The following is a 24933-nucleotide window of genomic DNA, read 5'->3' as shown; positions in this document are numbered from 1 at the left end:
ACCTAATCACCACTCAATATCGGCTATAGCCATAGGATGTTCTTGCACAGTTTCGTCTACAACTTTTCCAGAACGGAAACGAACAACTTTGTGAGCCATCGGAGCAATGGCAGCATTATGAGTAATAATCAGCACTGTCATGCCTTCAGTTCGGCAAATATCTTGCAATAATTGCAATACTGCCTTACCTGTTTCATAATCCAAGGCACCAGTAGGCTCGTCACATAACAATAATTTAGGTTTTTTAGCAAGAGCTCGCGCAATAGATACGCGTTGCTGCTCACCGCCAGAAAGTTGAGCTGGGAAATTATGTAGCCTTTCTTTCAAGCCAACATCAATAAGCGTTTGAGCAGGGTCAAAATGATCTGCACAAATTTGCGAAGCTAACTCTACATTTTCAAGAGCAGTTAAATTTGGAACTAAATTATAAAATTGAAAAACAAAACCAATGTCTTCTCTGCGGTAGCGAACCAAATTACGACCTTTTAGCTTAGTAACATCGCAATCGCCAACAACAACACGACCGCTTGTTGCAGTATCCATACCGCCCAAAATATTTAATGCTGTAGTTTTTCCCGCGCCAGATGCACCTAAAATTACTGTAAGCTCACCGCTCTGTGCAGTAAAACTGGCATCATCTAAAGCTCGCACAGCACCAGAACCTGATGGGTATTCTTTCACTACATGATCAAAAGTTATATATGCCACAACACACCTTCACAATATGAGAAACTATAAAAATTCAACTTCTATTTATTTGTATTATCTACCGTTATATTTCGTACTATTTTACTAAATGAGCGCAAAATTCGCTAACTTACTTCAGCGATGACACTCCACATCTTTCCATGCAATACGCATTACCAAGCCAAGTATGACGAGAATTTGGCCAGACAGCACCTAAACGCGGAGCACATTGGCTCATCCATATACTTGGCACACGCCCATCTGCGCTTTGCGAACCAAGCAAATTAAATCCATTCTTGCTTTCAAGCCAATCTGGATGCTGTGTTGCAATAGCAAGCCCTTCTTCCAGCGTAAGAGGCAAACGCTCATCAGAATCAATAAGCTTACGAGCAACATCAGGCTCTCGATTCAAATACGATGAGCCAGTATGCGGATCGACAACTATATAGAACGGACCTTCAGGAAACTCATACCCGTCTTTAGGAAGAAAACTTATGATATCTCGCGGAGGCATAGTAGTGAATCCAGCCATGCGATTAATACTCGTCCGAGAAATCAACGATTCAGGCGAAACTAATTCACGCGTAGGAATCAATAAAATATTCGCACCTAAACTACTATTTTCAAGCGCACATAATATAGGATTTGCCAACTTACGAAAAGCATTGGCACTCATATCAGCCACATCTGGATACCCAAGTGCCACTATACGATCGAGTTGCTGCTGTATTTCTTCAGATGCTATTGACATAATTCCAGTTTACGCAAAATCTTACATAATCGCGAGCGCAATATAACCATAATTAGTTTAGGAAATTACGCTTTTTAGCAATAATTTCCGCCAATTGCACAGCATTTAATGCAGCACCTTTTCGCAAATTATCGTTAGTGATAAAAAGTGCCAATCCCTTATTTCCATCTACTGCTTGATCTTTCCTAATTCTGCCAACATAACTTGCAGATTTTCCGGCTGCTAGCTGAGGAGTAGGAATATCGTTGAGCTCGACTCCCGGAGCCTTGCTCAATACTTCGCGAGCCATGTCTGGAGTTACATCATGCTCAAACTCAGCATTTACGCTCATGCCGTGACCAGTGAAAACACCTACTCGCACACAAGTACATGAGGCTGCAAGATTTGGCAAATGCAAAATCTTACGGCTTTCATTGCGCAATTTTTGTTCTTCGTCAGTTTCTTCAGATCCGTCATCAACTATTGAACCAATAAAAGGCACTACATTAAAAGCAATAGTACGAGCAACTTTTGTAGGCTCAGGGAAATCTATTGCGCTACCGTCGAAAACGAGTTTATCTGCTCCTTGGTTTAATGCAGCTTGAGCCTCATTCATGAGTTGCAAAGCACCGGCTCGACCGGCACCAGAAACAGCTTGATAAGACGAAACTATTAAACGTTTTAATCCAAAAGCATCAGCAAGCGGCTTTAATACAGGCATGCAAGCCATAGTTGTGCAATTTGGATTTGCTACTATTCCTCTTGGAATAGTATCTAAATCTTCAGGGTTTACTTCCGCAACTACTAAAGGCACATCGTTATGCATACGCCATTGCGAAGAATTATCTACTACAATTGCGCCAGCTTCAGCGAATTTCGGAGCCCAAATTTTTGAAGTTCCATCGCCTGCAGAAAAAATAGCTATGTCAATTCCGCGCAAATCTGCTTTTTCTACATCTTCTACGACTACGTCTTTGCCACGATATTGCAAAACTGTGCCAGCAGAATGAGCGGAAGCCATAAAACGTAAATCTTTTATTGGAAAATCGCGCTCGTCAAGCACTCGACGCATTACCATACCAACTTGGCCAGTTGCGCCAAGTACTGCCACGTTCACGCCTTTTTCGTTGATAATTGTCATCGAGACTCCCCTAAAAGTAAGTACGTATAATTTCTACAGTTTTTACAATTCTACAATTTAAATAATTTAGTTAATTTATTAATTCAATAATTTAAATTGCTTCAGCGCCCGCTTCCGCCGTACACTACTGCTTCAACCTGGCTTGCGTCCAAGTCGTAAGCAGTATGCAAAGCACGAACAGCTTCATCAATTTGTTCAACAGGAACCATGGCAGCAATACGAATTTCCGAAGTAGAAATCATCAAAGTATTTATACCATGTTCACTTAGCGCAGTGAAGAAGGTAGCAGCTAGACCTGAATGTGTTTTCATACCAACGCCAACAACAGCTACTTTTCCTACTACTGGAACGACATCCATAGAAGTAAATTTCAATTCATCATGCGCTTCTTCTAGAACTTTACGGACTGCTTCCATTGACGCTCCTGGAGCAGTAATAGAAATATCTGCTGTACCAGTAGAAGCACTTGCTTGTGCAATCATGTCAATATTTACATTTGCTTTTGCAAGAGTTGTAAATACTTTCGCAGCCATACCAGGAATATCTGGAATACCGCGAACCGTAATCATTGCCTCACTGCGATCATGAGCAACGCCAGAGATAACAGGAGTTTCCGGACCTAAATCAGGAAATAAATCGCCCATAGTCGAAAGAATATCGTGGTTTACCATTGTTACCGCCTTTAAGCTCGAAGATTATTTGACATTATCTATTAATATTTAGTTTTGTATTTCCTAACTCAGATTAGGCAAATCGTTCGGATTAATATTATTTGGAACTATAAGCGTTCCGTTCCTATGTGAGAATGAACTTCTAACATGAAGAGGCATACCAAAACGCTGAGCGTACTCAACACAACGCAACGCAAGCACGCGCGAGCCGCAAGATGACATTTCAAGCATTGAATCATAATCGATTACAGGAATACGTTTTGCAGTTGGCACAATACGTGGGTCCGCAGTAAATACTCCATCTACATCCGTGTAAATCTCACATACATCAGCACCTAAAGCAACCGCAAGCGCTACAGCGGAAGTATCCGAACCGCCTCTACCGAGAGTCGTGTCATCTCCAACTTCGTTAATTCCTTGGAACCCGGCAACAATTGCAACACTGCCTTTGCTAAGAGCTCTTCTGACACGATCAGGCTTAACCGCACGAATATGCGCAGCTCCAAACTGAGTATCTGTCATAAATCCAGCTTGAGAACCAGTAAAAGAATAAGCATGAGATCCTTGAGCATGAATAGCCATTGCAAGCAAACTCATAGAAATTCGTTCGCCTGCTGTCATAAGCATATCCATTTCGCGAGCAGGAGGATGAGTATTTACACTCATTGCTTGATCAATTAAATCGTCAGTTGTATCTCCCATCGCTGAAACTACAACAGCAACATCATTGCCTTCTGCTTTTGTAGAAAGAATGCGTTTGGCAACACGTTGTATGGAATCCGTATCCGCTACAGAAGAACCACCGTATTTCTGTACGATAAGCGCCAATTTTTACCCCTTGCTCATGTCAATATTGATAAACGCACAGGATATGCCGAATAATGGCTTCGATATCAGACTACCAACTATGCCCTATTTATTGATAATGACTTGTGCACATAAAAACAATATTCAAAATTACACAGATTGACGGCCAGAAAATGCACGACCTAAAGTGATCTCATCCGCATACTCTAAATCTCCACCAACAGGCAATCCACTTGCCAAGCGAGTAACTTTAATTCCTAGAGGATCGAGCAATCGAGCCAAATACGTAACAGTCGCTTCACCTTCTATATCAGGATCAAGCGCAAGAATAATTTCTTGAACTTTTGCATCTTTAAGACGTTCAAGTAATTGCGTAATTGCTAAGTCCCCAGGCCCAACATTTGCCATTGGGTTAATTGCACCACCAAGAACATGATAAACACCTGAATATTCATGAGTTCGCTCAATACTCATAATGTCTTTAGGTTCTTCAACTACACAAATTTTGCTATGATCACGCCGAGGATCTGCGCATACTATGCAAGGGCTCTGCTCACATACGTTTCCGCATACATCACAAAAACGCACACTTTCTTTCATGTTATTAATTGCGTCTATTAGCTCTTGAACATCTTCATCCGAGGAAGAAAGTAAGTAAAACGCAATACGCTGAGCGCCTTTAGGTCCAATCCCTGGAAGCTTTGAAAATGCTTCAATTAAGCGACCAATTGCTCCATCATATGACGATGAATTATGCACTGTAAACTACTCCTCTTGCTTTTTCTTAACGCTCATAATCGCATTTTTAGGATTTTTAGGATCAGTGGAAGCAAATTCTTCAACAGATTTAACTTCAAAAATTTGTTTAAGCTCATCAGTGCTTACAGATGTTGCTGATTCTAATGAAGCATCATCCATTGAACATTCGTCAGCAGTAGCTCCATTCGTAGGAGAAACAGTAGTCTGAATTGATTCACTAGACAATTCTGAAGTATTAGTTGCATTCTGAACTTGAGATTGTAGTTTAGCTTGATCCAAGACACCAGAAATAGCTTCATCTTGGTTATGAGAATGCGAACTCTTCTGTATTGTAATCTCGTCATCATGATTCATAGGCTCATCTTCAATAGAAGAGCCTTTAGAAGAAGACTCTTCAGAAGAAGAGTCTTCTGGCATTGCAATCACATCCGACATAGGCATAGACGACATATCTGCCCAAACATCATCATCCGCATTCGCAACATCACTTAGCTCATCCGCAGTATTTTCAGAAGCTACTGATGCTGCGGAGCCATCAGCGCCACTAAAACCCGAAGATTCTTTTTTAGTCGGATTTTTATTTATTCCGCTGCTATCAGAATCAGTTTTATTACTAAAACCAGCAGATATACCTGTTTTACGCAATAAAATATCGCGCTTAACTTTTGCAAGCTTCTGCGGATCCATTCGAGCAACAGATTCTACTTGTTCACCATTAGCAGCAACTGGTGCAGGAGCAATCATTACTTGCGTGCCAAATATCTCATGCACTTCATTCATTACTACTTTTGGCACTTTTTGTCCATCATATGGAGAAGTGGTGCATACTGCGAGCGCAAACGCATGTTGACTCATAGGCTCATTAAAAGTCAAAATAAGACGCTGTCGACCTGATTGTGCTGAAGTAAGTTGCACTGTAGGAACATACTCACGAGTTACATACTCACGTACGTCATCAGGCAATTTTGAAACTACTTTATCCCACATTGCATCAGTATCCATGGAATCATTCTTTGAATTAGCATTATGCGCATCGTTCAAAAACGCTTTTTTAGATTCCGTTTCTTTTGTGTTTGTAGCAGATTGCGTTTCTGCTTTAGCAATAGGAGATGCTGTAGTTTCAGAAGGTAGTGAAGAATTTGAAGTACTATTATTCTCACTATCTGCAGAAACATATTTCTTATTGCGTGTAGAACCTACGAAATGAGCACCAGAAGATACTTTATTTTGGATATTCTGCTTAGAAGTGGAAATATTTTGTTGCTGCACGTTATTGATGCGCAAATTAGTTGCAACAGTATTTGAAGTTTCACTGTCTGCAAGCAAACGAGCAACTAAAATTTCCAAATTCATTCGAGGAGAAATTGCACTAGCCATTGCACTTAAAGCATCATTAATTGTTTGAGCCATACGTGCTAAATCATGCAATGTCATGCTTGCAGATTGCTTATTCAATATTTCCAAATCTTCTGGAGAAACATCATTAAGTAAGCTTGAAGCCGCTTTAGGACCTGCAGATACCATAAGCAACAAATCACGAACTCTACCTAATAAATCTTCTACAAACTTACGAGTATCGTAGCCTCCAACAATAACGCGACGAACTACATCGTATATCGAAGCACCATCATGATTAATAAGATTGTCAATGAATTCGCTAATCAATGAATTAGGCGTAAAACCTAATAAAGCAACCGCAGAATCCAAAGAAATTGAACCATCAACAGCACCCACCATAAGCTGATCGAGCACAGATAACGTATCTCGCATTGATCCTGCACCAGCGCGCATAACAAGACGAAGAACTCCCGGCTGTGGCAGAATACCTTCCTTTTTGCAAATATCTTCAAGATATGGAGACATTACCTCTGGAGGCACAAGTCTGAAAGGATAATGGTGTGTACGCGAGCGAATAGTGCCAATAACTTTATCCGGCTCAGTGGTAGCAAAAATAAACATTACATGTTCAGGCGGCTCTTCTACAATCTTAAGCAAAGCATTAAAACCTTGCTGCGTAACCATATGAGCTTCATCGAGAATGAAAATCTTATAACGGTCACGAGCAGGAGCGAAGCCAGCACGCTCACGCAACTCTCTAGCATCATCGACACCGTTATGGCTTGCAGCATCAATCTCTACAACGTCGATAGAACCGGCACCGCCAGTAGCTAAATCTTTACAGCTTTGGCACTCTCCACATGGGTGCGAAGTTGGTCCTTTTTCGCAATTAATGCAGCGAGCTAAAATTCGCGCAGAACTTGTTTTACCGCATCCACGCGGCCCAGAAAATAAATATGCATGCGTTATTTTTCCTTGGTCTAATGCTCTAGACAAAGGTATGGTAACCTGATCCTGCCCAATAACACCATCAAACGTGTCAGGACGATATCTACGATACAGTGCAAGTGCCATGTTTCCTAACCTACTGCGACCTAACTATTTCCCCGATATATCTTAGTTAAGACTATCAGCAGCCGCCACCCGACTGCTGATATTTATATTCGTTTTTGCTACTTACTACTTATTGCAATCTTCTAGTCCTGCTCTAGCAGAAACTTCCACGTTAGAAGCAAATGGAATATTTAGCCCAACAGAAACACGAACAGTTACATCATTACTAGTAGAGTTGCAAGATTTCAAAAAAGCATTGCTTGAAGCAACAGTACGCGCAACAACCTCACACGCATTATCCTCCATCCTTTGCAACGCAGAAGCACCAGATAAAGCAGCAGAAGTTGCAACAGCATAAGCTTGATGTTTAGCTCCGAGAACATTACATAAAATAGCAGAAAGCACTACTATTGAGCAGACTGCGATCACTAGCATAATGCCAAGCATAGTGCCAGAACCGCAGTCAATGCCCTTACATCGCTTATGAATGAAATTTATTGAATGCTTCACAAAATTCTTGCGCCTACTCATACTAAAACCTGGCTTACATGACTTTCCACTAGAGGCGGCAAAATATGAAGAGGATCGGGAATAAGAGGACATTTAACAACAATATTCGCCATATTATTGCTACGACTTATTTTCACCGACGCTCCTTGACCTGCGACCGACTGCACAATACTTGCGGCAGCTTTATCGTCCTTATGAGTCACAAGATAATACGCAACTTGCGCAGCAGCATCATGACAATTCATAGTACATACAACTGCTCTACCTATGCCAATTAATACAAATAACAGTATTAATACACAAGGCAAAACAATAGAAAATTCAGCAGTTACCGTCCCTCTGTCATAATCACTAATTTTGCGCAACAATCTTTTGCACACAATAACTTTCCGCATCATAAGCTCATTTCATCTGCTAAAACATGCCGTTAGCCGATTTTCAATGCTTTTTTCACTAAATCTGTCAACGTTGTGCGAACCGTATCTGATTTCAAAATAGCAACTAGCAGTGCAGCAAAACCAGTAGCAGCAATAATAACTACTGCATACTCAGCTGTTACAGCTCCGGAATCCTTATTTTTAAGACCTTCAGCGTACAGTTTTCTTTTTTGACACAAACGTGACTCAATATTCACTAATTGTTCATTTACTTGAAGCATAGACACAGCGTATCGTGCAACAAGTTTTTGCATTATCCCAACCATCATCTTGTACCTTTCACTTCAAACTATCCGAAATTTTCGGATAGAAATATTATTACAACTTGTTTTGCGAATGAAAATAAAAAAATTGCATTGTGGATAAAAGCTAATTTATTTTTCTAAAAATTTATTTTTAAAAAGCTAGCGCATAAGCGACATAACTGTTGGCAAAATTCCTATGCATATAAAAGACGGCAAAAAACATAATCCAACAGGAAGCAGCAATCGCACAGACAACTTAGAACTTTCTTGTCTAGCAATATTGGCCATATTTATCTCATAATGTTGAGCAAGTGCAGACAATACAGGAACTGGAGATGAACCATAACACCATGATTCTTTTAAAGATGTCATTAACCATCTAGCTAATATTTCTGAAGAATCTAAGTTTTTACGATTAGTAAATTTTGATTTATTTTCTAATTCAAAATTATCTTGTTTAGTATAAGTAGAAGACCATGCTTCATGCCACGTATCTCCTGCAAGTAAAGCATTGGAAACAGAGCAAAGCCACATGCCTTGACCACAAGGAAACACTTCTCCAACAGCACTAAGAGCCCTAGTAATAGCAACACCACTACGAAGTGAAACAATAATCATATGTAAACCAAGAAGAGGATCTACATATGAAACTTTGGAGTTACGCCATTCGTATTTAACTAGCATAATTTTACTGTTAAAACGCATACGATTATCTAATGAATCGCACTCTAATTTCAAACTCACCCATTGCCAAACAATTACAACAAACAATGGGATGATAAACAAAAGCTGCTTTGTGGATTCCATAAATCATCCTTCCAGCGAGGCAGCATCCATTGCATGCTGAGATATTTGCAACATAGAACTAACCCATGCCAAACCCAATCCATAACATATTCCACCTATTGTTAATAAAATCCATCCATTTACTGTTGTAATTAACATCAAAATAGGGTGCCCACCTAATAATTCACCAGCAAAAAGAGCCAAAATAGGTAGAGCAGTAAGTAGTTTTATTGTTGCTTTTGGCATTGCAGCTACGTCAGCACGTAAATCTTCTGCACGCTTCTGAGCATGATATGACGCTGCCGTAGCTTCCACACATTCTGCCATAGCACAACCAAGAGTATTACTCAATTCATATGAAGCCATAAGACTTTCAGAAACAGTATGCATATGTTTTTCAAGCTGACGACGTTGATTCTTATTCATATTGCGGTTCTTTGGAAAACAACGTTCATAAAGCCATTTATAAATAATTTTTGTATTAACTGCACTACTGCAAATACATTGTTGAGACTTAGAGTCACTGTGAACAATCATTGCAAAAGTAGAACCAGAACGTAATGCAGCAATCATTCCAGCAAGAACTTCTTCAATATCCATTTTTACGCTCCAAGCAACACAATCGACTACTAATTATTTGAACTGTCAACACATATGTTGGCCATATTTTCGGGAAGATTCCAATAATTTGAAAACTTAACCCATGCAGGCAAAAATTTCATGACAATACTGCCGTCAATTCCACAAGATAATTGCAAAACTGGAATGCCACACAGCAACGAAGCGCTAGAAGCGTATTGCAAAATACCGAGTTCTTTGATCATTCGACGCCCGTTAGAGGATCTCTCTACATGAATAACAACATCGAATGCTCCAGCAGCTAAAGCACATAAAGCTGCAGGCTCCAACCCAGCCAATAACCCTAATGCCATAAGACGAGCGGGAACTTTTTCTATTTCATCTGCATGAAGAGTTGTCATTCCACCCTTATGCCCGGAAGTAAACACTCTCAACAAATCAGCAATTTCTTCCCCACGACATTCACCAAGAATAATGCGATCCGGGCGCATTCTTAATGTTGCTTTTACTAATTGAGATAAGCCAATTTCTCCTACACCTTCTACATTAGCTTCTCGCGCACTTAACGAAACATGATTTTGTGTCAACTCGCCGAGCTCTCTAATTTCTTCAACAGATACAATACGATCTTCGCAATCAGCAGCAGCCAACAAAGCCTTCATAAGTGTGGTTTTCCCAGATCCAGTACTTCCAGTGATCATTATATTTGCTCGCTTTTTAACTAAAACGCTTAGAATACAAGACAATTCTTTTGGAAACATGCCTTGATCGCTTAAAGAAACAAGATCATAACGATTAACTGAAGGAAAACGAATTGACAATGCTGCTCCTTGAGATACAAGTGGTGCTAAAACAGCATGTATGCGAATGCCAGAAGTACTTGAAGCATCAGCAATAGGACACGCATCATCCAGTCTTTTGCCTAATTGTGCACAAAGCCATACAGCATATTCTCTTAACAAAGCAGGGTTGTTAAGCGGAACTCGAGTTGCGCGTTCCTTGAGACCTTGCCCACAATCTACCCACACACGACCGGACTCACTTACAACCATGTCTGTAACTCTTACATCATTGGCAAATTCCTGCAGAATTCCAAAATCGATATCACGAATATTATTTACGATCATATTTACCTCTTGAGTATTTCGAACGACGATATTGCGAACGACGATATTTAGTTACAGCATTTTTTGTATTTGATATAACATCTCCGATAAGCCAATTATTTATGCGTTTCATGGTTTCCTTCATTGAAGATGGCACATTTCGAATACCATATCCCCCTATAATGTCGGCGTACATGCGAGCATCGTGTTGCAAAGAACCAAGAAATGTAGTTGATAGATATTCAGAAGCTTCATCGATACTTAAAACATAAGATTTTTGCGTTAAACCACGAGGAGACAATCCAACAACAGCAAATTTATTAAACTTTACTTCAGAATCACACAAAGTATCTAATTTTTGTAGCAACGCTCTAAACCTTGCTAAATCAAGCACAGATAGCTCAACAGCAGCAAGAGTCACACTGTCAATAAATTGCGGAATATTATGGTAAGACTTCATAGCAGTCTCGCCAGAACCTATATCTACAATAACTACATCAACAGCATCAGCTAAACCTCTAATAGCAGCCTCTAAAACCCAAGGTTCAGGATACTTACCATGCCATGGAGAAAATGCTAAAACATCCACATTGTCCCAATGCAATAGCTCATTGCGTAACACATAGCCATCGCATTTACCTAAAGAAGCATCAACTTCTTGCAACCTGCGGCCTTCATCTGATTCCAAACCAAGCAGAACGTCTAAACCACCATGAGTCAAATCAGCATCTACAAGAGCAACACTATGACCTTGTTCACTTATATAGCGCGAAAGAATAGATAGCGAAGTGCTTAGCCCAATGCCATCTGCAGCAGACATTCCAACTAAAATATTTTTAGGCAACGGATCTAAAGAATCACGCGCAATAAGATTATCTTCTTCAGAATTATTAAACATGCAAGACTTATGCTTAATAGAAATATCTTGTGAGCGTTCAGTGTGTTGAAAACTCTCCACATCTTGAGAACTCTTAGGCAAAAGAGTCATAACAGTATGATCGTCAGCTATACAAGGCGTGCTTTTTACACCATTAGACGCAGATTCGTATATAGATTTATCTGCAACTTGAGGAGGATAAACATAACGTTTAACATCTCTAAATGCGCCTACAGCTTCGCCATTGTTATAATTTTTATCAATCTGCTTAACGCCAATTGATTTGTTGCTTACACTCATATTCATACTCATGCGCCTATTGAAACGCATACAGCAATGAGTTTTCAACAATATTCATGCAATGTGGTTAAAAGCTCAGGAAATATTAAGAATAAGCAAATATTGCACAAAAATTATCTATAAAAACATCTATTTTACAGAATTTACAGATGGCAATACTAAATCTTTATTAACTTTCATATAGCGTTCAAGTAACTCACCATAAATTGGCTTAGTTTTTAGAATATCCGAAATAAGCAATGCGATAAATGCAGAAGCTGCAACTGGAAGCGTATGAATCATAGTTCCAGACATTTCAACAGTAAGCAAAATCGAAGTGAGTGGAGCTTTTACAGATGCAGACAACGTACCAGCCATAACGCAAACTGCAAACACAGATACAAATTTTGTATCAATGCCAAATGCTGAAACGCTAGTAATCCAGCGCGCAGCAACACCACCTGCGAGCGCACCTACTGCAAGAATAGGCATAAAAATACCACCGGGAGCGCCACAACCAAAACTCGTAGAAGTAAACAACATTTTTGCCACAAATAGCAAACAAAGCATTGCAAGACTTGCTTTTCCATATTCAGAAAGTCGCACTAAATTAGATCCGCCACCAAGAACTTCAGGCAGGAACAAGCCAACTGGTATTGCAATTAAGCAAGCAATGGCAACAGGCATCCACTTTGGCAAATATCCGTATAATGTTTGCAAACCAAGTAACGAACGATTCATTATCGAGCCTACAAAACCTGCAAAAATACCAAGAGGAATAATCCAAATATGCAAGTTCATTGGCAAATCTGGAATCTGACCAAAATCAAGAACTGGACGCAACCCGAAACAAGTTTGCGAAACAAAATCAGCACATAAAGCAGCTGCAGCAGCTCCTATAAGAACAATTGAAGTTAAGCCGTGCTGAATCTCCTCCATAGCAAACATAACTCCAGAAAGTGGCGCAGAAAACGCAGCAGATAAACCGGCTGCAGCTCCAGCAGTTACCACATAATGCTCTTTAATATCGTCACGCCTACCTTTACGAAAAATTCGAGACAACATCTGAGCACCACATGCACCTATTTGAATAGATGGACCTTCACGTCCAAGAGACAATCCAAATAAAGAACCAAGTAAACCGCCAACAAAACGCACTGGCAGAATCGTGTGCCATCGCATATTCAAACCGCGATTAACATATCCCACGACTTGAGGAATACCACTTCCAGAAGCCATACTTTCTTTACGACTCATCCAGCCAATAATTAAACCTGCAATTACAGCAAAAATTAAGCATGGCAAAATCCACCATGCGTTATGCCGGATTTGTAAATACATCCAACGCGCAAAATCTGTACCGTATTCAATACCAAGCCTGTAAGAAGCTACTAATGAACCAGAAACAACGCCGACAAATATCCCAGCTAATATTACTTTCCAACGAAGCTGGCAAAAAGTTTTTGATATTTGCTTTAAGTTATTACTCAAAAAGCTCAATGCATTCTTAAACTTCACTACAACTCGATTCTGCGCACAACACTTAACTTCTAAATACTAAATTACGTACAGTAACAATATTTGCGAAACAATATACCCAACAGAAGCAGCAAAGAATGGAACAATAAGTTCTGCAAAAAGCAAGAACACTCCATCTTTTATGCGCTTTCTTTGAATAAGATCCACACCTTCAAAAATTGCAGTAGAAAACGTGGAAAATCCACCCAAAAATCCCAAAATCATCAAATAAGCAAAACGTACTCCACATATTGCAGCTGCAACCATGAAAACATTAGATACAACACCTATAGCAAATGAAGCAATGCAATTGATAAATAGCGTTGCAACTGGAACTTCGCTTTTGTGGGCAGCTGAAATTTTTTTAGTCATTGCGCATCTTAAAACAGCACCTAAACCGCCAAAAAAGCAAGGCAAAATAAACATAATAAAAACGTATAAAGAATTCATCACTTCATCACCTTAGTGTTAGCTTCTGCAACAGATCGACTTTGCTTTTTGTTCATGCAATTCGCAATTCCTGTTCCAACCCAATTACCAACAAAAGCCATAAAAACGCCAAAAAGCAGCGAAAAAAGCATGCCCAAAACAACAAGCGTCATGCGTGGAGACATAAAAGACATTGCACTTTCAAACGCGAAAGTAGACATAGTCGACAATCCGCCACAAAAGCCTGTTCCTAGCGCATATTTATACAAAGTTTGCTTTTCTTGCGTTAAAGCTTTAACAGATATTGCAGTAACAAGAGCAAAAATAAAGCATGCAATCATATTCGACAAAAAAGTTCCTAAAGTAAGCTGACCAAATATAAATGATTGTCCGTCTACTTGGTGAATCATGTGCGCATAAGAAGAAATTACTGCGCGCACGAAAGCTCCACATGTACCACCAATAAAAACTAAAAAGTATAATCGACAATTATTTTTTTTATTTTTTCCGCTTATTTTACTCATTTTCACTCTTTTTGAAATTATCGTCATAAACCAAAACGACACTCCCAACCGAGAAGTGCCGTTTTGCTAAGTTGATCATAAAATAATAAACAATTTCAGTCAGTTAGTGAGTGAACACTAATGATATGATCACGCTGCGGACCAGTTCCAATAGCAGAAATACGGCAATGAGAAAGCTCTTCCAAACGCTTTACATAACTTTGCGTATTTTGAGGCAAATCTTCAAACTTATGAATTTGAGAAATATCCTCATTCCAGCCTGGAAGCATCTCGTATACTGGTTTCGCAGAAGCAAACAGTGATTGATCTACAGGCATTTCTTCCATACGCTGAACTGTTCCATCAGACAAAGTCACATCATAAGCTACGCAAACTGGGATTTCCTTCAAACCAGTCAAAACGTCAAGCTTAGTAAGAACAATATCCGTCAAACCATTTACGCGAGTTGCATAACGGCTTACTACAGAATCAAACCATCCACAACGACGAGGACGACCAGTTGTAACACCATATTCATGGCCTTGCTCACGCAACCAGTCACCCTGCTCATCCAAAAGTTCAGTTGGGAATGGACCTTCACCAACACGAGTAATATACGCTTTCGCTACTCCAATTACGCGCGTAATACGAGTAGGACCAACACCAGTACCCGTGCAAGCGCCACCAGCAGTAGGGTTTGAAGAAGTTACAAACGGATAAGTGCCATGATCGACGTCAAGCATTGTGGCTTGTCCACCTTCAAACAGCACAGTTTTGCCTTCATCCATTGCTTCATTCAATACTAATGAAGTATCAGCAACATATTTCTTCAAGCGTTTGCCAAGCTCCACAAGTTGAGCAGTAACTGCATCAATATCAATAGGATGTTGATTATAAAGTTTTACAAGCATTTGATTCTTTTGATGCAAACTTGCTTCAACTTTGTCGCGCAAGTGATCAGCATTAAATAAATCATGCACTCGAATACCAACACGATTAATTTTATCTGCGTAAGTAGGTCCAATACCACGACCAGTCGTGCCGATCTTGTGTTTGCCAAGAAAACGCTCAGTTACTTTATCAATAACTCGATGATACGGAGTAATAACATGCGCAGCTTCGCTCACAAGCAAGCGCGAACAATCTACACCGCGAGATTCCAAAGCGTCAATTTCTTCAAGCAATACCTCTGGATCAACAACAACACCATTACCAATTACAGGCGTAACATTAGGGCTGATAATTCCGCTTGGAAGTAAATGTAATGCATAAGATTTATCGCCAACAACAACAGTGTGCCCAGCATTATTACCGCCATTAAAACGTGCGACAATATCAACCTTTGAACCAATTAAATCTGTTGCTTTGCCTTTACCTTCGTCACCCCATTGAGCTCCAATAAGCACAATACCAGGCATGCCGCACCTCCATTTTTGAGCTAACGCTGCTCAAATAAGCACAATCCTTACCTGTTAAGACTATCTCTATGCCCCTACCGAATAAGAAAATGAAATATATAAAATTAAAAATTTACTATTTCAGTGCTTTACCAGCAGAACCTAATTGCACACAAGCTTCTACTACACGCTGAGCCATGGCTTTTTCGGCTTCACGACCCCAAGATCGAGGATCATACAACTTCTTTTCGCCAACTTCTCCGTCTATTTTAAGAACAGAGTCATAATTGCTGAACATGTGACCAGCGATTGCACGAGTAAAAGCGTATTGAGTGTCGGTATCTATATTCATTTTAATTACGCCGTAACGCACAGCTTCAGCAATCTCTTGAGCGGTAGAGCCAGATCCGCCATGAAATACCAGCAGGAACGGCTTTTTAGAAGCGCCAAAGGTGCGAGTATCACAAATATTTTGATAGTTCTGATATACAGTTTTTTGGATTTCTTGCAATAATTTAGGATGCAGTTTTACAACGCCAGGCTTATAGGCTCCATGAACGTTGCCAAAAGTAAACGCTGCCATATACCTGCCACGTTCACCCAAGCCAAGTTTATCTACAACACGCAAAGCATCTTCAGGCGTAGAATACAATCTCTCGTCAATATCAGCACGATGCCCGTCTTCTTCTCCACCAACAGCACCAATCTCAATTTCAAGAATTGTGCGAGATTTTTGCGAAGCATCCAGCAACTGTTCTGCAACGTCTAGATTATGTTGCAAAGGCACCGTTGAGCCATCCCACATATGCGACTGAAATAATGGTTCTTCGCCTTTTTTGACTTGTTCTGTTTCATAAGAAATTAGTGGTTGAATCCAATCATCTAAATATTGCTCAGCACAATGATCTGTATGAAGCGCAATAGTGATATTAGGATATTGAGCTGCCACTTCGTGCGCAAATTTTGCAAATGCTATTGAACCAACAACACGATTATTGAGAGATTGACCCGAAAAATAAGCAGAGCCACCGACAGAAACTTGGATAATGCCATCAGATTCAGCTTGAGCAAATCCCTGTAGCGCTGCGTTAAGAGTTTGCGTACTAGTAACATTGATAGCAGGGTATGCGTAGCCACCTCGACTTGCAGCATCAAGCATATGCGCATAACGTTCAACAGTTGCAATAGTCATACTTGTATTATCCGCCTTTATTACTCAGATAGCCACGCATATGCACAAAAACATTACATACCGATATGCGAAAATCTATTTTCAAAATCTACAAACTGATTGTGATTCATAGTTCAACGCAATTAAAATAACAGAAATATCTAATCTCAAGACTGCATTTGCTGATGACGTTTCTTAGCCTCAGTAACAACAAACTCGTGATATTTCAACGCAATCGAAGAATCTAATCCGGCATTTTCCGCAATATTTAGCAAACTTTCTATTTGCTGCTGCTCTCTTTTAGAATCCTCAGGAGCAAATCCAGCTTCAGCCTTCAACTCACCAATTCGTTTCGTAGTTTTAAACCGCTCAGCAAGCAGCGCAATTATTGCATTATCAAAATTATCAACAGATTGACGCAACACAATAATCTCTTCGGCAGCAACTTTGCAACATGTCGTAAGAGATGTATCGCGCGCGTCAACCGTTGTTTCAGAAAAATCACACATATTATTTAATCGAAATATGTTTGCAGAACCATAGTTGTTTCTGTACTGACAGGGACTATGCGATGAATGGTATTAATAAGTTCTTCCAATTTGCTTGGCGTAGCAACACGCACTACCAGCATAAAACTTGGACTACCAGTAATCGAATAGCAAGCTTCAATACCAGAAATATCACGCAATTTGTTAGGTATTGTAGCTTCCTGCCCAAAATCAAGTGGCGTAACAGACACAAATGCGCTTACAGGTAAACCACGACGCTCATAATCAATTAACGCGCGATAACCAGTAATAACACCTTTACGCTCAAGCTTTTGCACTCGAGATTGAACTGCAGAAACAGACAAACCCGAAGCCTTCGCCAAACGAGTTAACGTCGCTCGACCATCATGTTCGAGAATATCAACAATGATTGCATCAGTTGAATCCATAGCTATACTAGTTTCAGCTTTATGAGGATTTCCAGCCATACGTCCTCCATTCTCCAGTCGACGCTGAATTGAGAATCTAAAACGAATCTATGTAGCGCCACATTGCAGTCTCTTTCATGGTACAGTATTTTTTACAGAAAAAGAACAAATTTATTCAAAAAATAATAAAAAATACAAATTATTACGTTAAAAATAATTTTTTCTTTTAACATCAGCCGTAATAGTGTTGTACAATTCGCATAATAAGCGTATAAACGAAGCCTATAACCTTTAAAGATTATTCTTATAAAATCAAAACCAACAATCAAAAAGGAGCACAGCATGGCAAAAGTAGCGAAACATGCAATTTCAATACCTCGTTCAGGTATTAGAGATGTATTTGACCGTGTAGAACAAATACCAGACGCTATTTCACTATGCCTAGGAGAACCAGGCGAAACTGCTTCCTCACACATTGTTGAAGCCGCGTGCAACTCATTACGAGAGGGAAAAACAAAATACACAGACGTTTTAGGCATACCAGAATTCCGCGAGGCAGCTGCAAATTATACGAATAGAGTAAAAGGTTTAAACTACAACGCAGACACAGAAATTCAAGCCGTTGACGGCGCTACTATTGGATTATATTTAGCTATTAAATCAGTAATAGATCCGGGAGATGAGGTTATTATTCCATCTCCATACTTCACATCATACGATGCAGAAGTGCTAATGTGCGAAGGAATTCCAGTAACTGTAGCCCTTAAGCCAGAACATGGAATGCATATTAATGCAGCAGAAATACGCAAAGCTATATCGCCACGCACTAAAGCCATCATTATCAATTCTCCATGCAACCCAACCGGTGCTGTAACAACCGCAGAAGAACTCGAAGAAGTTGCAAAATTATGCCAAGAATTTAATCTTTGGGTAATTTCTGACGAAGTCTACCATCCATTCGTATTCGCAAGCAATCCAGAAACTGAACCTTGCGGAAATGCTGTAGCACCATCTATTGCAGCAGCTGAAGGAATGCACGAACGAACCATTATTGTAGAAAGTTTATCGAAAACTTATGCAATGACAGGATGGAGAATTGGATATATTCTTGCACCAAGTCAAGTTATTGAGCAAACCAGCAAAATTGCAGAAATGATGCATTCTTCTGTAAATTCTACCGCACAATATGGCGGCGTAGCTGCATTAACAGGTCCGCAAGATCACGTGCGCGAAATGAGAGAAGAATATCGCGCAAAACGTCAGCTTGTTATAGACGGATTGGCAAATTGCAATGCATTACGTCTTATAGAGCCTCAAGGTGCATTCTACGTTTTTGTTGACGTTCGACCAACTGGTTTAAGTTCAGAAGAATTTAGCAAAAAACTTTTAGATGAAGAAAAAGTTGCTGTTGTGCCAGGAGAAGCCTTTGGTGCAGAAGGAAGCGGATTCGTGCGACTATCTTACGCTGGAAAAGCAGAAGAACTTAAAGAAGGAGTAGCGCGCATAAGCAAATTTGCACTTGCGCAACAAGCTTTACATGCTGCATAAAATATTAGTTATTAATAAATATAAATATAAATAAAATTATTGCCCCTTGATAGATAATCCAAAGGGCAATAATTTTAATTCCTTACGAAATAAGAACTACGCAATAGTCGTAGAAGAAGAATTATTCGTAGCAGTGCCAGTTTGTTGAGTTATAGCAGCTAAGAAATCACGGTTTGAAGCAGTTTTCTTCAATCGAGGAATCAAAGTCTGATACGCTTGCTCTGCCTCAAGACCACCAAAGAGACGGCGCAAACGATAAATAACTGGCAAATCTGCAGCTGGAGTAATTAACTCCTCACGACGAGTTCCAGAGGCATTAATATCTACTGCTGGGAAGAGACGCTTATCAGCCAAATCTCTACTCAAGCGCAATTCCATATTTCCAGTGCCCTTAAACTCTTCGAAGATTACTTCATCCATCTTAGAGCCGGTTTCAACCAATGCAGAAGAAATAATAGTCAAAGAGCCGCCATCTTCAATATTTCGAGCAGCACCGAAGAACTTCTTTGGTGGGTACAACGCCTGAGCATCAACACCACCGGAAAGAATACGACCAGAAGTAGGAGCAGCAATATTGTAGGCTCTAGCTAAACGAGTCATAGAATCAAGCAAAACCACAACATCCTGACCAAGCTCAACCAAACGCTTAGCACGCTCAATAGCAAGCTCAGCGACAGTAGTGTGATCCGTTGCAGGACGATCGAATGTAGAAGAAATCACTTCGCCTTGCACAGTGCGTTCCATATCGGTAACTTCTTCTGGACGCTCATCGACAAGCACAACCATAAGATGCACTTCAGGATTATTTGTAGTAATTGCATTTGCAATATTCTGAAGAGTAATAGTTTTACCAGCCTTTGGTGGCGACACAATCAAACCGCGCTGACCTTTACCAATTGGGGCAACTAAATCAATGACACGTCCCAACATGCGATTAGGAGTAGTTTCTTGCTTTAAACGCTCCTGCGGATATAACGGCGTCAACTTAGCAAATTGCGGTCGAGACTGAGCTTCTTCAACGCTCATGCCATTAATGCTATTAACAGTTTGCAACGGAACAAACTTCTGACGCTGATTCCTGCGATCACCCTCGCGAGGAGCACGAATGGAGCCTTGAACTGCATCACCCTTGCGTAAACCATATTTTTTAATTTGGCTCATTGAAACATACACATCGTTAGGGCCAGGCAAATAACCAGAAGTGCGCACAAATGCGTAAGATTCTAAGACATCAACAATTCCGGCTACTGGTACGAGCTCTTCCTGAGGCTCTTCACGGCGAGTCTCGCGTAAATCATGTTCTTCACGAGAGTCACGTGCATCACGCGCATCACGATCAAGACGAACATTACGATCTTGACGTTCTCCACGCTCAGCACGACGTTCATCACGATCGTCACGTTCTACTCGATCCATGCGTTCTGAACGATTCTGTCGATCTGAATAATCTGAACGAGACTCATCGTAATCACGCGCACGACCGCGCATACGACGCTGGAAACGATCAGCACGATTTTGCTGTTCTTCTCTATCAAAGTCACGAGAAGCTACACGCTGACGACGCTGCTCACCCTCTGCGTGAGAATCTTCACCAGGTAATGTTGCCAAAATTTGATCCAACTCATGCGAATCCATCCCATCTTCTCTACGATCGCGATTATCATTACGATCTTCTGAGGAACGACGACGCTGGAATGTATTATTACGATTCGCATCGCGTCGATAATTTTTATTCCCAAAATCTTCTTCGTCTCTATATCGACGATCTGAAGCAGCATTGGGAACCAAAACTTCTAACGCTTCTAAATCACTATTGTCTTTCGATGACCTAACATCTTCTATATCTGTACTAGTATCTGCAGTTTTATTAGCATTCACAACATCACGAGGAACACGAACACTTACACCTGCAGGCGCTTCTCCCCCATTACGAGCAGCCGTCAGTGTAGCCACCAACTCAGGCTTACGCATTGTAGATGTACCACGCAAACCCATTTGTTTCGCAAGATCTTTCAATTCTGAAAGCTTCATTTTTTCAAGATTCTGGCCTGTTGCCACAATTTTACCTTTCCTTAACTCGCACGGAATAGAAACCCGGCAAGTCTTTACATGGAAGATTACGGAAAAATCCGTCACGAACTCGCTGCTATTTCATAACAATTCATATGTACATAACAACGAACATTATGTATGCTACTACAGCTATACGACGCTGTACAATGCGACGCGCCATAGTATTTAGTATTTTATTGCAATTTCTATAAAGCTTTTAAAGAGCTACTCGCATAAACAAAAAGCGCCAATAACCTGGGTAACACCCAGTATTATTGACGCTATATCGCTAAATTATTTGCGCTTTAAAATCAAACGCTCAAATTTATATGAGAATTAATTACTACTTCTTTTCGTGATACGACTTTTCAGTATTAACAGACCACACGTTCTTCTTAGAAGTTTCTCCAGTTCGGATATCTTCTACAGCCTCAATAGCAGTTGCCATTGAATGATCTTGGTTATTATAACGATGCTGTCCATTACGACCAACGCAATACAAATTACCAAAGCCATCAAGATAATCAATCAATTCAGGCATCTGAGCGTATGTGTCAAAGTAAGCAGGATATGCCTTTGGAACTCGCTCACGGTGAGAATCAAGAACATCTTCCTCACCATTGATAACCTGCATACGAGTCAACTCGTCAATAGCCATCTTGCGAGCATCATCATCACTCATATTCCAGAAGTCGTCGCCTTCGTCGCAGAAGTACTCAAGACCAATCCAAACAGTGTTATCAACATCCTTAACGAGATATGGGCTCCAGTTGTTGAAGATTTGCAAACGTCCGACTTTATATCCAGGATCCTGCACGTAAATCCAGCAATCAGGAACAATAGGAGGATTACCAAGCGTTGGAATAGTGGTAGTATTACGCAGACGCACGCGCTTAACAAGCAAGCCTACAGTCACAAAATCGCGATAAGGTAAACCTTTGGCAACGCGTTGCATTTCTGCTGGAACTTCAGCCTTTTCGTCACCATTTGCACCCTGCTCAAGAGCAGCTACCAAATCCTTAATTGGCATAGAAGATATAAACTGGTCGGCGTGCAATTCTGAACGCTCTCCATTTGCATCTTCAACTACAACACTGGAAATCTTTCCGTCTGCTTGCTTAATAGCAACTACCTTTGCGTCTGTGCGCACAGTAGCACCGTTTTCGCGGCAACGACGCTCAACCGTTTCCCACAACTGACCAGGACCAAGCTTTGGATACCAGAATTCCTCAATTAATGAGGTTTCTACTTCCTTTTCCTTGCCTTTTTTCTTAGGGAAAAGCTTGGAAAAAGCGTTCTTCAACACTTCCACAATGCTCAAACCCTTAACGCGCTGAGCACCCCAATCGGCAGAAATCTGGCTTGGATGTCTACCCCAAAGCTTCTCTGTATAGCCCTCAAAGAACATGGAATAAAGTTTCTTGCCGAAACGATTAATGTAGAAATTCTCAAGATTAGTTTCTGGCAACTTGTGAATCATAGACCACAAATAGCTGAAGCCAACCTTCATAGTCAAGATAAAGCCCATAGAACGCAAGGTTGCTGCAGAAAGAGAAATTGGATAATCAAAGAAATGATGATTCCAGAAAATACGAGAAACGCGATGACGCTTCAACATCACTTCATCTTCAACTTCAGGATCAGGTCCACCTGCTTCCAAATCATGATGACGACCAAGCTTTTTATCATCATATGAAGGCGCACCCTGGAGAGGTAGCATTTCACGCCACCACTGCATAATACGGTCATCTTTTGAGAAGAAACGATGACCGCCAATATCCATACGATTGCCGTTATACTTCACAGTACGCGAAATGCCACCAAACTCACGCGTGGCTTCGAGCACTGTTACGTCGTAGCGGCTAGATCCGCCATCCTTAACGAGTTCCCAGGCTGCCGTCAACCCTGCCGGACCACCACCAATAATTACCACAGATTCCTTTGGGGATTGTGTATCCGTCACTTGTCCTCCATCTTAATACATCAAATTTTTACGAAAACACTTTGCGTGCTAGGTAAGCAATTCCTATACATCCTTATTGAGCATACGCGCATCACGCGATAGATTCAGGAATGTCAATGTCTGTTTTTTGTACTTCTTCAACATTTACATCTTTAAAAGTTACTATTCGTACATTTTTAACAAAACGCGAAGGGCGGTAAACATCCCATACCCAAGCGTCCGTAAGTTGAACATCAAAATAAACATCCTGACCTGCTGAACGCACATTAAAATCGACTTTATTGGCTAAATAAAATCGTCGCTCTGTTTCTACAACATAAGTAAAAAGCTTAATAACATCACGGTATTCTTTGTATAACGCAAGTTCTGCATCGGTTTCATAGTTGTCGAGATCTTCGGCGCTCATTACTTACCTTCCGTATTACGTTTGCGTCCACGACCTATAATGCGCCACCAAGCTTTTTTGATGAACTTCCTTCAGAGACGTTTACATTGTACGGCCATGCTTCATCAAGATTATCACGATGCACAGGTATAGCCACAGAATGTTCATGCGCACTCAAAGCTTCAATTACACCAGGATTTTCTTCAATAACGTGTAACCCAAAAGCATCTAGCGAGCGAATAGCATCATATTCATCTACAAGAGTGTCCATTACAACAAAATCTTGATATTTTTGATTCTGGGCATCCCATAATGCATCGCGCGCAGTGCCTGTTTTTACAAAGCCAAGCGATTGATACACCGAAAGCGAACGAGTATTAGTTGCCGGAACTCCCACCCAAATTCTATGCAACCCTAGACCAGTCGGCTCTGATGCAAAAGCATAAGTCATCACTCTAGGCATCGCATCGCGCGAATAGCCTCTTCCTCGATAATTTTTGCCTAAAACAACTTGAATTCGAGCACTGCGAGACCATCCGTCAATATCTATAAGGAAAATCATGCCAATAATGTCGCCGGAAGCGTTATTTGAATCATCCAAAACATCAGGAACAATCGCCCACGCAATAGTGTGACGCAATTGAACATCGCCAGCAAAACGACAAGATTCAGAAGGATTTTCGCCAATAAGACTATCTTTAGTCCATTGCATAGAGCTTTCAACCCACGAATGAACCATAGAACGCTCTGAATTAGCATCCTTTCCAGTAATAACTGCAGCACCATCAAATGCGCACAAATCATCCATTCTTTGCAAATCATTGCACGTAGCTGGACGAAGGTGCGCCATCTCTCCACGAATTTGAGGAATTACTATAGATTTTGGTAACTCGCGAGAGTTAATAACACCATCATTGGTTTGTTGCATAGTCACCTACTTGTATTGTGCCTTTGAGAATTAAGCCCTTCGCATAATTCTCATGTCGCATAGTATATGATAATCCAGAAGACGAAAAATGCCTCGCAATGTTGATAAATAGTAAATT

The 24933-nt window shown here is 40.5% G+C and carries 25 protein-coding genes and 1 pseudogene; 1 reads left to right on the top strand and 25 read right to left on the bottom strand.

Going from position 1 to position 24933, the window contains the following annotated elements; all coding sequences use genetic code 11:
* Positions 1-6: 6 nt before the first annotated feature.
* The 21 genes from HXT37_RS00785 to HXT37_RS00685 form a co-directional block, all read right to left on the bottom strand.
* Complete coding sequence (locus HXT37_RS00785) at positions 7-708, bottom strand: ABC transporter ATP-binding protein (protein ID WP_004105770.1); 702 nt, start codon at positions 706-708, stop codon at positions 7-9.
* Between the two features lie 109 nt (positions 709-817).
* Entirely contained in the window at positions 818-1438 is a 621-nt protein-coding gene (locus HXT37_RS00780) for a DUF5701 family protein (RefSeq protein WP_004109989.1), read from the bottom strand.
* 52 nt (positions 1439-1490) lie between these two features.
* A complete protein-coding gene (locus HXT37_RS00775) occupies positions 1491-2558 on the bottom strand; it encodes an aspartate-semialdehyde dehydrogenase (RefSeq protein WP_421779564.1) in 1068 nt (355 codons plus the stop codon).
* A gap of 101 nt (positions 2559-2659) precedes the next feature.
* Positions 2660-3229, bottom strand: coding sequence for an ACT domain-containing protein (locus tag HXT37_RS00770; RefSeq protein ID WP_421779562.1), 570 nt, complete (start codon positions 3227-3229; stop codon positions 2660-2662).
* Positions 3230-3292: 63 nt separating this feature from the next.
* Positions 3293-4057 carry an aspartate kinase gene (locus tag HXT37_RS00765; protein WP_004574185.1) on the bottom strand — a complete coding sequence of 255 codons (765 nt, stop codon included), beginning with the start codon at positions 4055-4057 and terminating at the stop codon, positions 3293-3295.
* A 129-nt stretch (positions 4058-4186) separates the two neighbouring features.
* On the bottom strand, positions 4187-4795 hold the full coding sequence (gene recR, locus HXT37_RS00760) for a recombination mediator RecR (protein ID WP_288230962.1): 609 nt from the start codon (positions 4793-4795) through the stop codon (positions 4187-4189).
* A 6-nt stretch (positions 4796-4801) separates the two neighbouring features.
* The gene (dnaX, locus tag HXT37_RS00755; RefSeq protein ID WP_288230961.1) at positions 4802-7207 is read right to left on the bottom strand and encodes a DNA polymerase III subunit gamma/tau; all 2406 of its coding nucleotides are present in this window, start codon (positions 7205-7207) and stop codon (positions 4802-4804) included.
* A 105-nt stretch (positions 7208-7312) separates the two neighbouring features.
* Positions 7313-7717, bottom strand: coding sequence for an Rv3654c family TadE-like protein (locus HXT37_RS00750; protein ID WP_033888548.1), 405 nt, complete (start codon positions 7715-7717; stop codon positions 7313-7315).
* Positions 7714-8094, bottom strand: coding sequence for a TadE/TadG family type IV pilus assembly protein (locus HXT37_RS00745; RefSeq protein WP_033888547.1), 381 nt, complete (start codon positions 8092-8094; stop codon positions 7714-7716). The genes HXT37_RS00750 and HXT37_RS00745 overlap by 4 nt, the downstream gene beginning before the upstream one ends.
* A 29-nt stretch (positions 8095-8123) precedes the next feature.
* Positions 8124-8399, bottom strand: coding sequence for a DUF4244 domain-containing protein (locus tag HXT37_RS00740; protein WP_033888546.1), 276 nt, complete (start codon positions 8397-8399; stop codon positions 8124-8126).
* A gap of 138 nt (positions 8400-8537) precedes the next feature.
* Entirely contained in the window at positions 8538-9185 is a 648-nt protein-coding gene (locus tag HXT37_RS00735) for a type II secretion system F family protein (protein WP_004110027.1), read from the bottom strand.
* A gap of 3 nt (positions 9186-9188) precedes the next feature.
* Positions 9189-9764, bottom strand: a complete 576-nt coding sequence (locus HXT37_RS00730; protein ID WP_004110029.1) for a type II secretion system F family protein — start codon at positions 9762-9764, stop codon at positions 9189-9191.
* A gap of 29 nt (positions 9765-9793) precedes the next feature.
* Positions 9794-10870: a CpaF family protein gene (locus HXT37_RS00725; protein ID WP_004110032.1), complete on the bottom strand. Its 1077-nt coding sequence runs from the start codon at positions 10868-10870 to the stop codon at positions 9794-9796.
* Positions 10857-12032 (bottom strand): ATPase, encoded by a 1176-nt coding sequence (locus tag HXT37_RS00720; protein ID WP_116440310.1) that lies wholly within the window; start codon positions 12030-12032, stop codon positions 10857-10859. The genes HXT37_RS00725 and HXT37_RS00720 overlap by 14 nt, the downstream gene beginning before the upstream one ends.
* A gap of 123 nt (positions 12033-12155) precedes the next feature.
* On the bottom strand, positions 12156-13523 hold the full coding sequence (locus tag HXT37_RS00715; protein WP_004110037.1) for a ClC family H(+)/Cl(-) exchange transporter: 1368 nt from the start codon (positions 13521-13523) through the stop codon (positions 12156-12158).
* 39 nt (positions 13524-13562) lie between these two features.
* Positions 13563-13973, bottom strand: coding sequence for a fluoride efflux transporter FluC (locus HXT37_RS00710; protein ID WP_415683540.1), 411 nt, complete (start codon positions 13971-13973; stop codon positions 13563-13565).
* Positions 13973-14476: a fluoride efflux transporter FluC gene (locus HXT37_RS00705; protein WP_421779559.1), complete on the bottom strand. Its 504-nt coding sequence runs from the start codon at positions 14474-14476 to the stop codon at positions 13973-13975. The genes HXT37_RS00710 and HXT37_RS00705 overlap by 1 nt, the downstream gene beginning before the upstream one ends.
* 95 nt (positions 14477-14571) lie before the next feature.
* Positions 14572-15873, bottom strand: a complete 1302-nt coding sequence (locus HXT37_RS00700; protein ID WP_004110044.1) for an adenylosuccinate synthase — start codon at positions 15871-15873, stop codon at positions 14572-14574.
* Positions 15874-15988: 115 nt separating this feature from the next.
* On the bottom strand, positions 15989-17044 hold the full coding sequence (gene fbaA / locus HXT37_RS00695) for a class II fructose-bisphosphate aldolase (RefSeq protein ID WP_064622051.1): 1056 nt from the start codon (positions 17042-17044) through the stop codon (positions 15989-15991).
* Positions 17045-17190: 146 nt separating this feature from the next.
* A complete protein-coding gene (locus HXT37_RS00690) occupies positions 17191-17532 on the bottom strand; it encodes a chorismate mutase (RefSeq protein ID WP_004110050.1) in 342 nt (113 codons plus the stop codon).
* 5 nt (positions 17533-17537) lie between these two features.
* Positions 17538-17999, bottom strand: a complete 462-nt coding sequence (locus HXT37_RS00685) for an Lrp/AsnC family transcriptional regulator (RefSeq protein ID WP_004105907.1) — start codon at positions 17997-17999, stop codon at positions 17538-17540.
* A gap of 282 nt (positions 18000-18281) precedes the next feature.
* Here HXT37_RS00685 and HXT37_RS00680 point away from each other — a divergent pair, with 282 nt between their 5' ends.
* Positions 18282-19487, top strand: coding sequence for a pyridoxal phosphate-dependent aminotransferase (locus tag HXT37_RS00680; protein ID WP_004110055.1), 1206 nt, complete (start codon positions 18282-18284; stop codon positions 19485-19487).
* A 96-nt stretch (positions 19488-19583) separates the two neighbouring features.
* On the opposite strand, the gene rho is transcribed toward HXT37_RS00680, so the two are convergent.
* From rho to HXT37_RS00660, 4 genes and pseudogenes are all read right to left on the bottom strand, one after another.
* Positions 19584-21545, bottom strand: a complete 1962-nt coding sequence (rho, locus tag HXT37_RS00675) for a transcription termination factor Rho (protein ID WP_410310259.1) — start codon at positions 21543-21545, stop codon at positions 19584-19586.
* Positions 21546-21882: 337 nt separating this feature from the next.
* Positions 21883-23502: an NAD(P)/FAD-dependent oxidoreductase gene (locus HXT37_RS00670; protein ID WP_012913735.1), complete on the bottom strand. Its 1620-nt coding sequence runs from the start codon at positions 23500-23502 to the stop codon at positions 21883-21885.
* A gap of 91 nt (positions 23503-23593) precedes the next feature.
* Positions 23594-23908: a DUF2469 domain-containing protein gene (locus tag HXT37_RS00665; protein WP_004105898.1), complete on the bottom strand. Its 315-nt coding sequence runs from the start codon at positions 23906-23908 to the stop codon at positions 23594-23596.
* Positions 23908-24815, bottom strand: a pseudogene (locus tag HXT37_RS00660) (GNAT family N-acetyltransferase). Before HXT37_RS00660 ends, HXT37_RS00665 begins: the two are co-directional and overlap by 1 nt.
* Positions 24816-24933: the final 118 nt, after the last annotated feature.

The organism is Gardnerella sp. DNF01151 (assembly GCF_049244235.1).
Taxonomy (GTDB): Bacteria; Actinomycetota; Actinomycetes; order Actinomycetales; family Bifidobacteriaceae; genus Bifidobacterium; species Bifidobacterium swidsinskii.
This window is presented reverse-complemented; position numbering and strand designations above follow the sequence as displayed.

What these genes read in the sequence shown, in the direction of transcription:
- HXT37_RS00690 (WP_004110050.1), bottom strand. Translation starts at nt 17,532, where the DNA reads ATGTGTGATTTTTCTGAAACAACGGTTGACGCGCGCGATACATCTCTT.
- fbaA (WP_064622051.1), bottom strand. Translation starts at nt 17,044, where the DNA reads ATGACTATTGCAACTGTTGAACGTTATGCGCATATGCTTGATGCTGCA.
- HXT37_RS00740 (WP_033888546.1), bottom strand. Translation starts at nt 8,399, where the DNA reads ATGGTTGGGATAATGCAAAAACTTGTTGCACGATACGCTGTGTCTATG.
- HXT37_RS00730 (WP_004110029.1), bottom strand. Translation starts at nt 9,764, where the DNA reads ATGGATATTGAAGAAGTTCTTGCTGGAATGATTGCTGCATTACGTTCT.
- HXT37_RS00750 (WP_033888548.1), bottom strand. Translation starts at nt 7,717, where the DNA reads ATGAGTAGGCGCAAGAATTTTGTGAAGCATTCAATAAATTTCATTCAT.
- HXT37_RS00780 (WP_004109989.1), bottom strand. Translation starts at nt 1,438, where the DNA reads ATGTCAATAGCATCTGAAGAAATACAGCAGCAACTCGATCGTATAGTG.
- HXT37_RS00700 (WP_004110044.1), bottom strand. Translation starts at nt 15,873, where the DNA reads ATGCCTGGTATTGTGCTTATTGGAGCTCAATGGGGTGACGAAGGTAAA.
- HXT37_RS00720 (WP_116440310.1), bottom strand. Translation starts at nt 12,032, where the DNA reads ATGAATATGAGTGTAAGCAACAAATCAATTGGCGTTAAGCAGATTGAT.
- HXT37_RS00770 (WP_421779562.1), bottom strand. Translation starts at nt 3,229, where the DNA reads ATGGTAAACCACGATATTCTTTCGACTATGGGCGATTTATTTCCTGAT.
- dnaX (WP_288230961.1), bottom strand. Translation starts at nt 7,207, where the DNA reads ATGGCACTTGCACTGTATCGTAGATATCGTCCTGACACGTTTGATGGT.
- HXT37_RS00665 (WP_004105898.1), bottom strand. Translation starts at nt 23,908, where the DNA reads ATGAGCGCCGAAGATCTCGACAACTATGAAACCGATGCAGAACTTGCG.
- HXT37_RS00745 (WP_033888547.1), bottom strand. Translation starts at nt 8,094, where the DNA reads ATGATGCGGAAAGTTATTGTGTGCAAAAGATTGTTGCGCAAAATTAGT.
- HXT37_RS00725 (WP_004110032.1), bottom strand. Translation starts at nt 10,870, where the DNA reads ATGATCGTAAATAATATTCGTGATATCGATTTTGGAATTCTGCAGGAA.
- HXT37_RS00775 (WP_421779564.1), bottom strand. Translation starts at nt 2,558, where the DNA reads ATGACAATTATCAACGAAAAAGGCGTGAACGTGGCAGTACTTGGCGCA.
- HXT37_RS00705 (WP_421779559.1), bottom strand. Translation starts at nt 14,476, where the DNA reads ATGAGTAAAATAAGCGGAAAAAATAAAAAAAATAATTGTCGATTATAC.
- HXT37_RS00685 (WP_004105907.1), bottom strand. Translation starts at nt 17,999, where the DNA reads ATGGCTGGAAATCCTCATAAAGCTGAAACTAGTATAGCTATGGATTCA.
- HXT37_RS00735 (WP_004110027.1), bottom strand. Translation starts at nt 9,185, where the DNA reads ATGGAATCCACAAAGCAGCTTTTGTTTATCATCCCATTGTTTGTTGTA.
- HXT37_RS00680 (WP_004110055.1), top strand. Translation starts at nt 18,282, where the DNA reads ATGGCAAAAGTAGCGAAACATGCAATTTCAATACCTCGTTCAGGTATT.
- HXT37_RS00710 (WP_415683540.1), bottom strand. Translation starts at nt 13,973, where the DNA reads ATGAATTCTTTATACGTTTTTATTATGTTTATTTTGCCTTGCTTTTTT.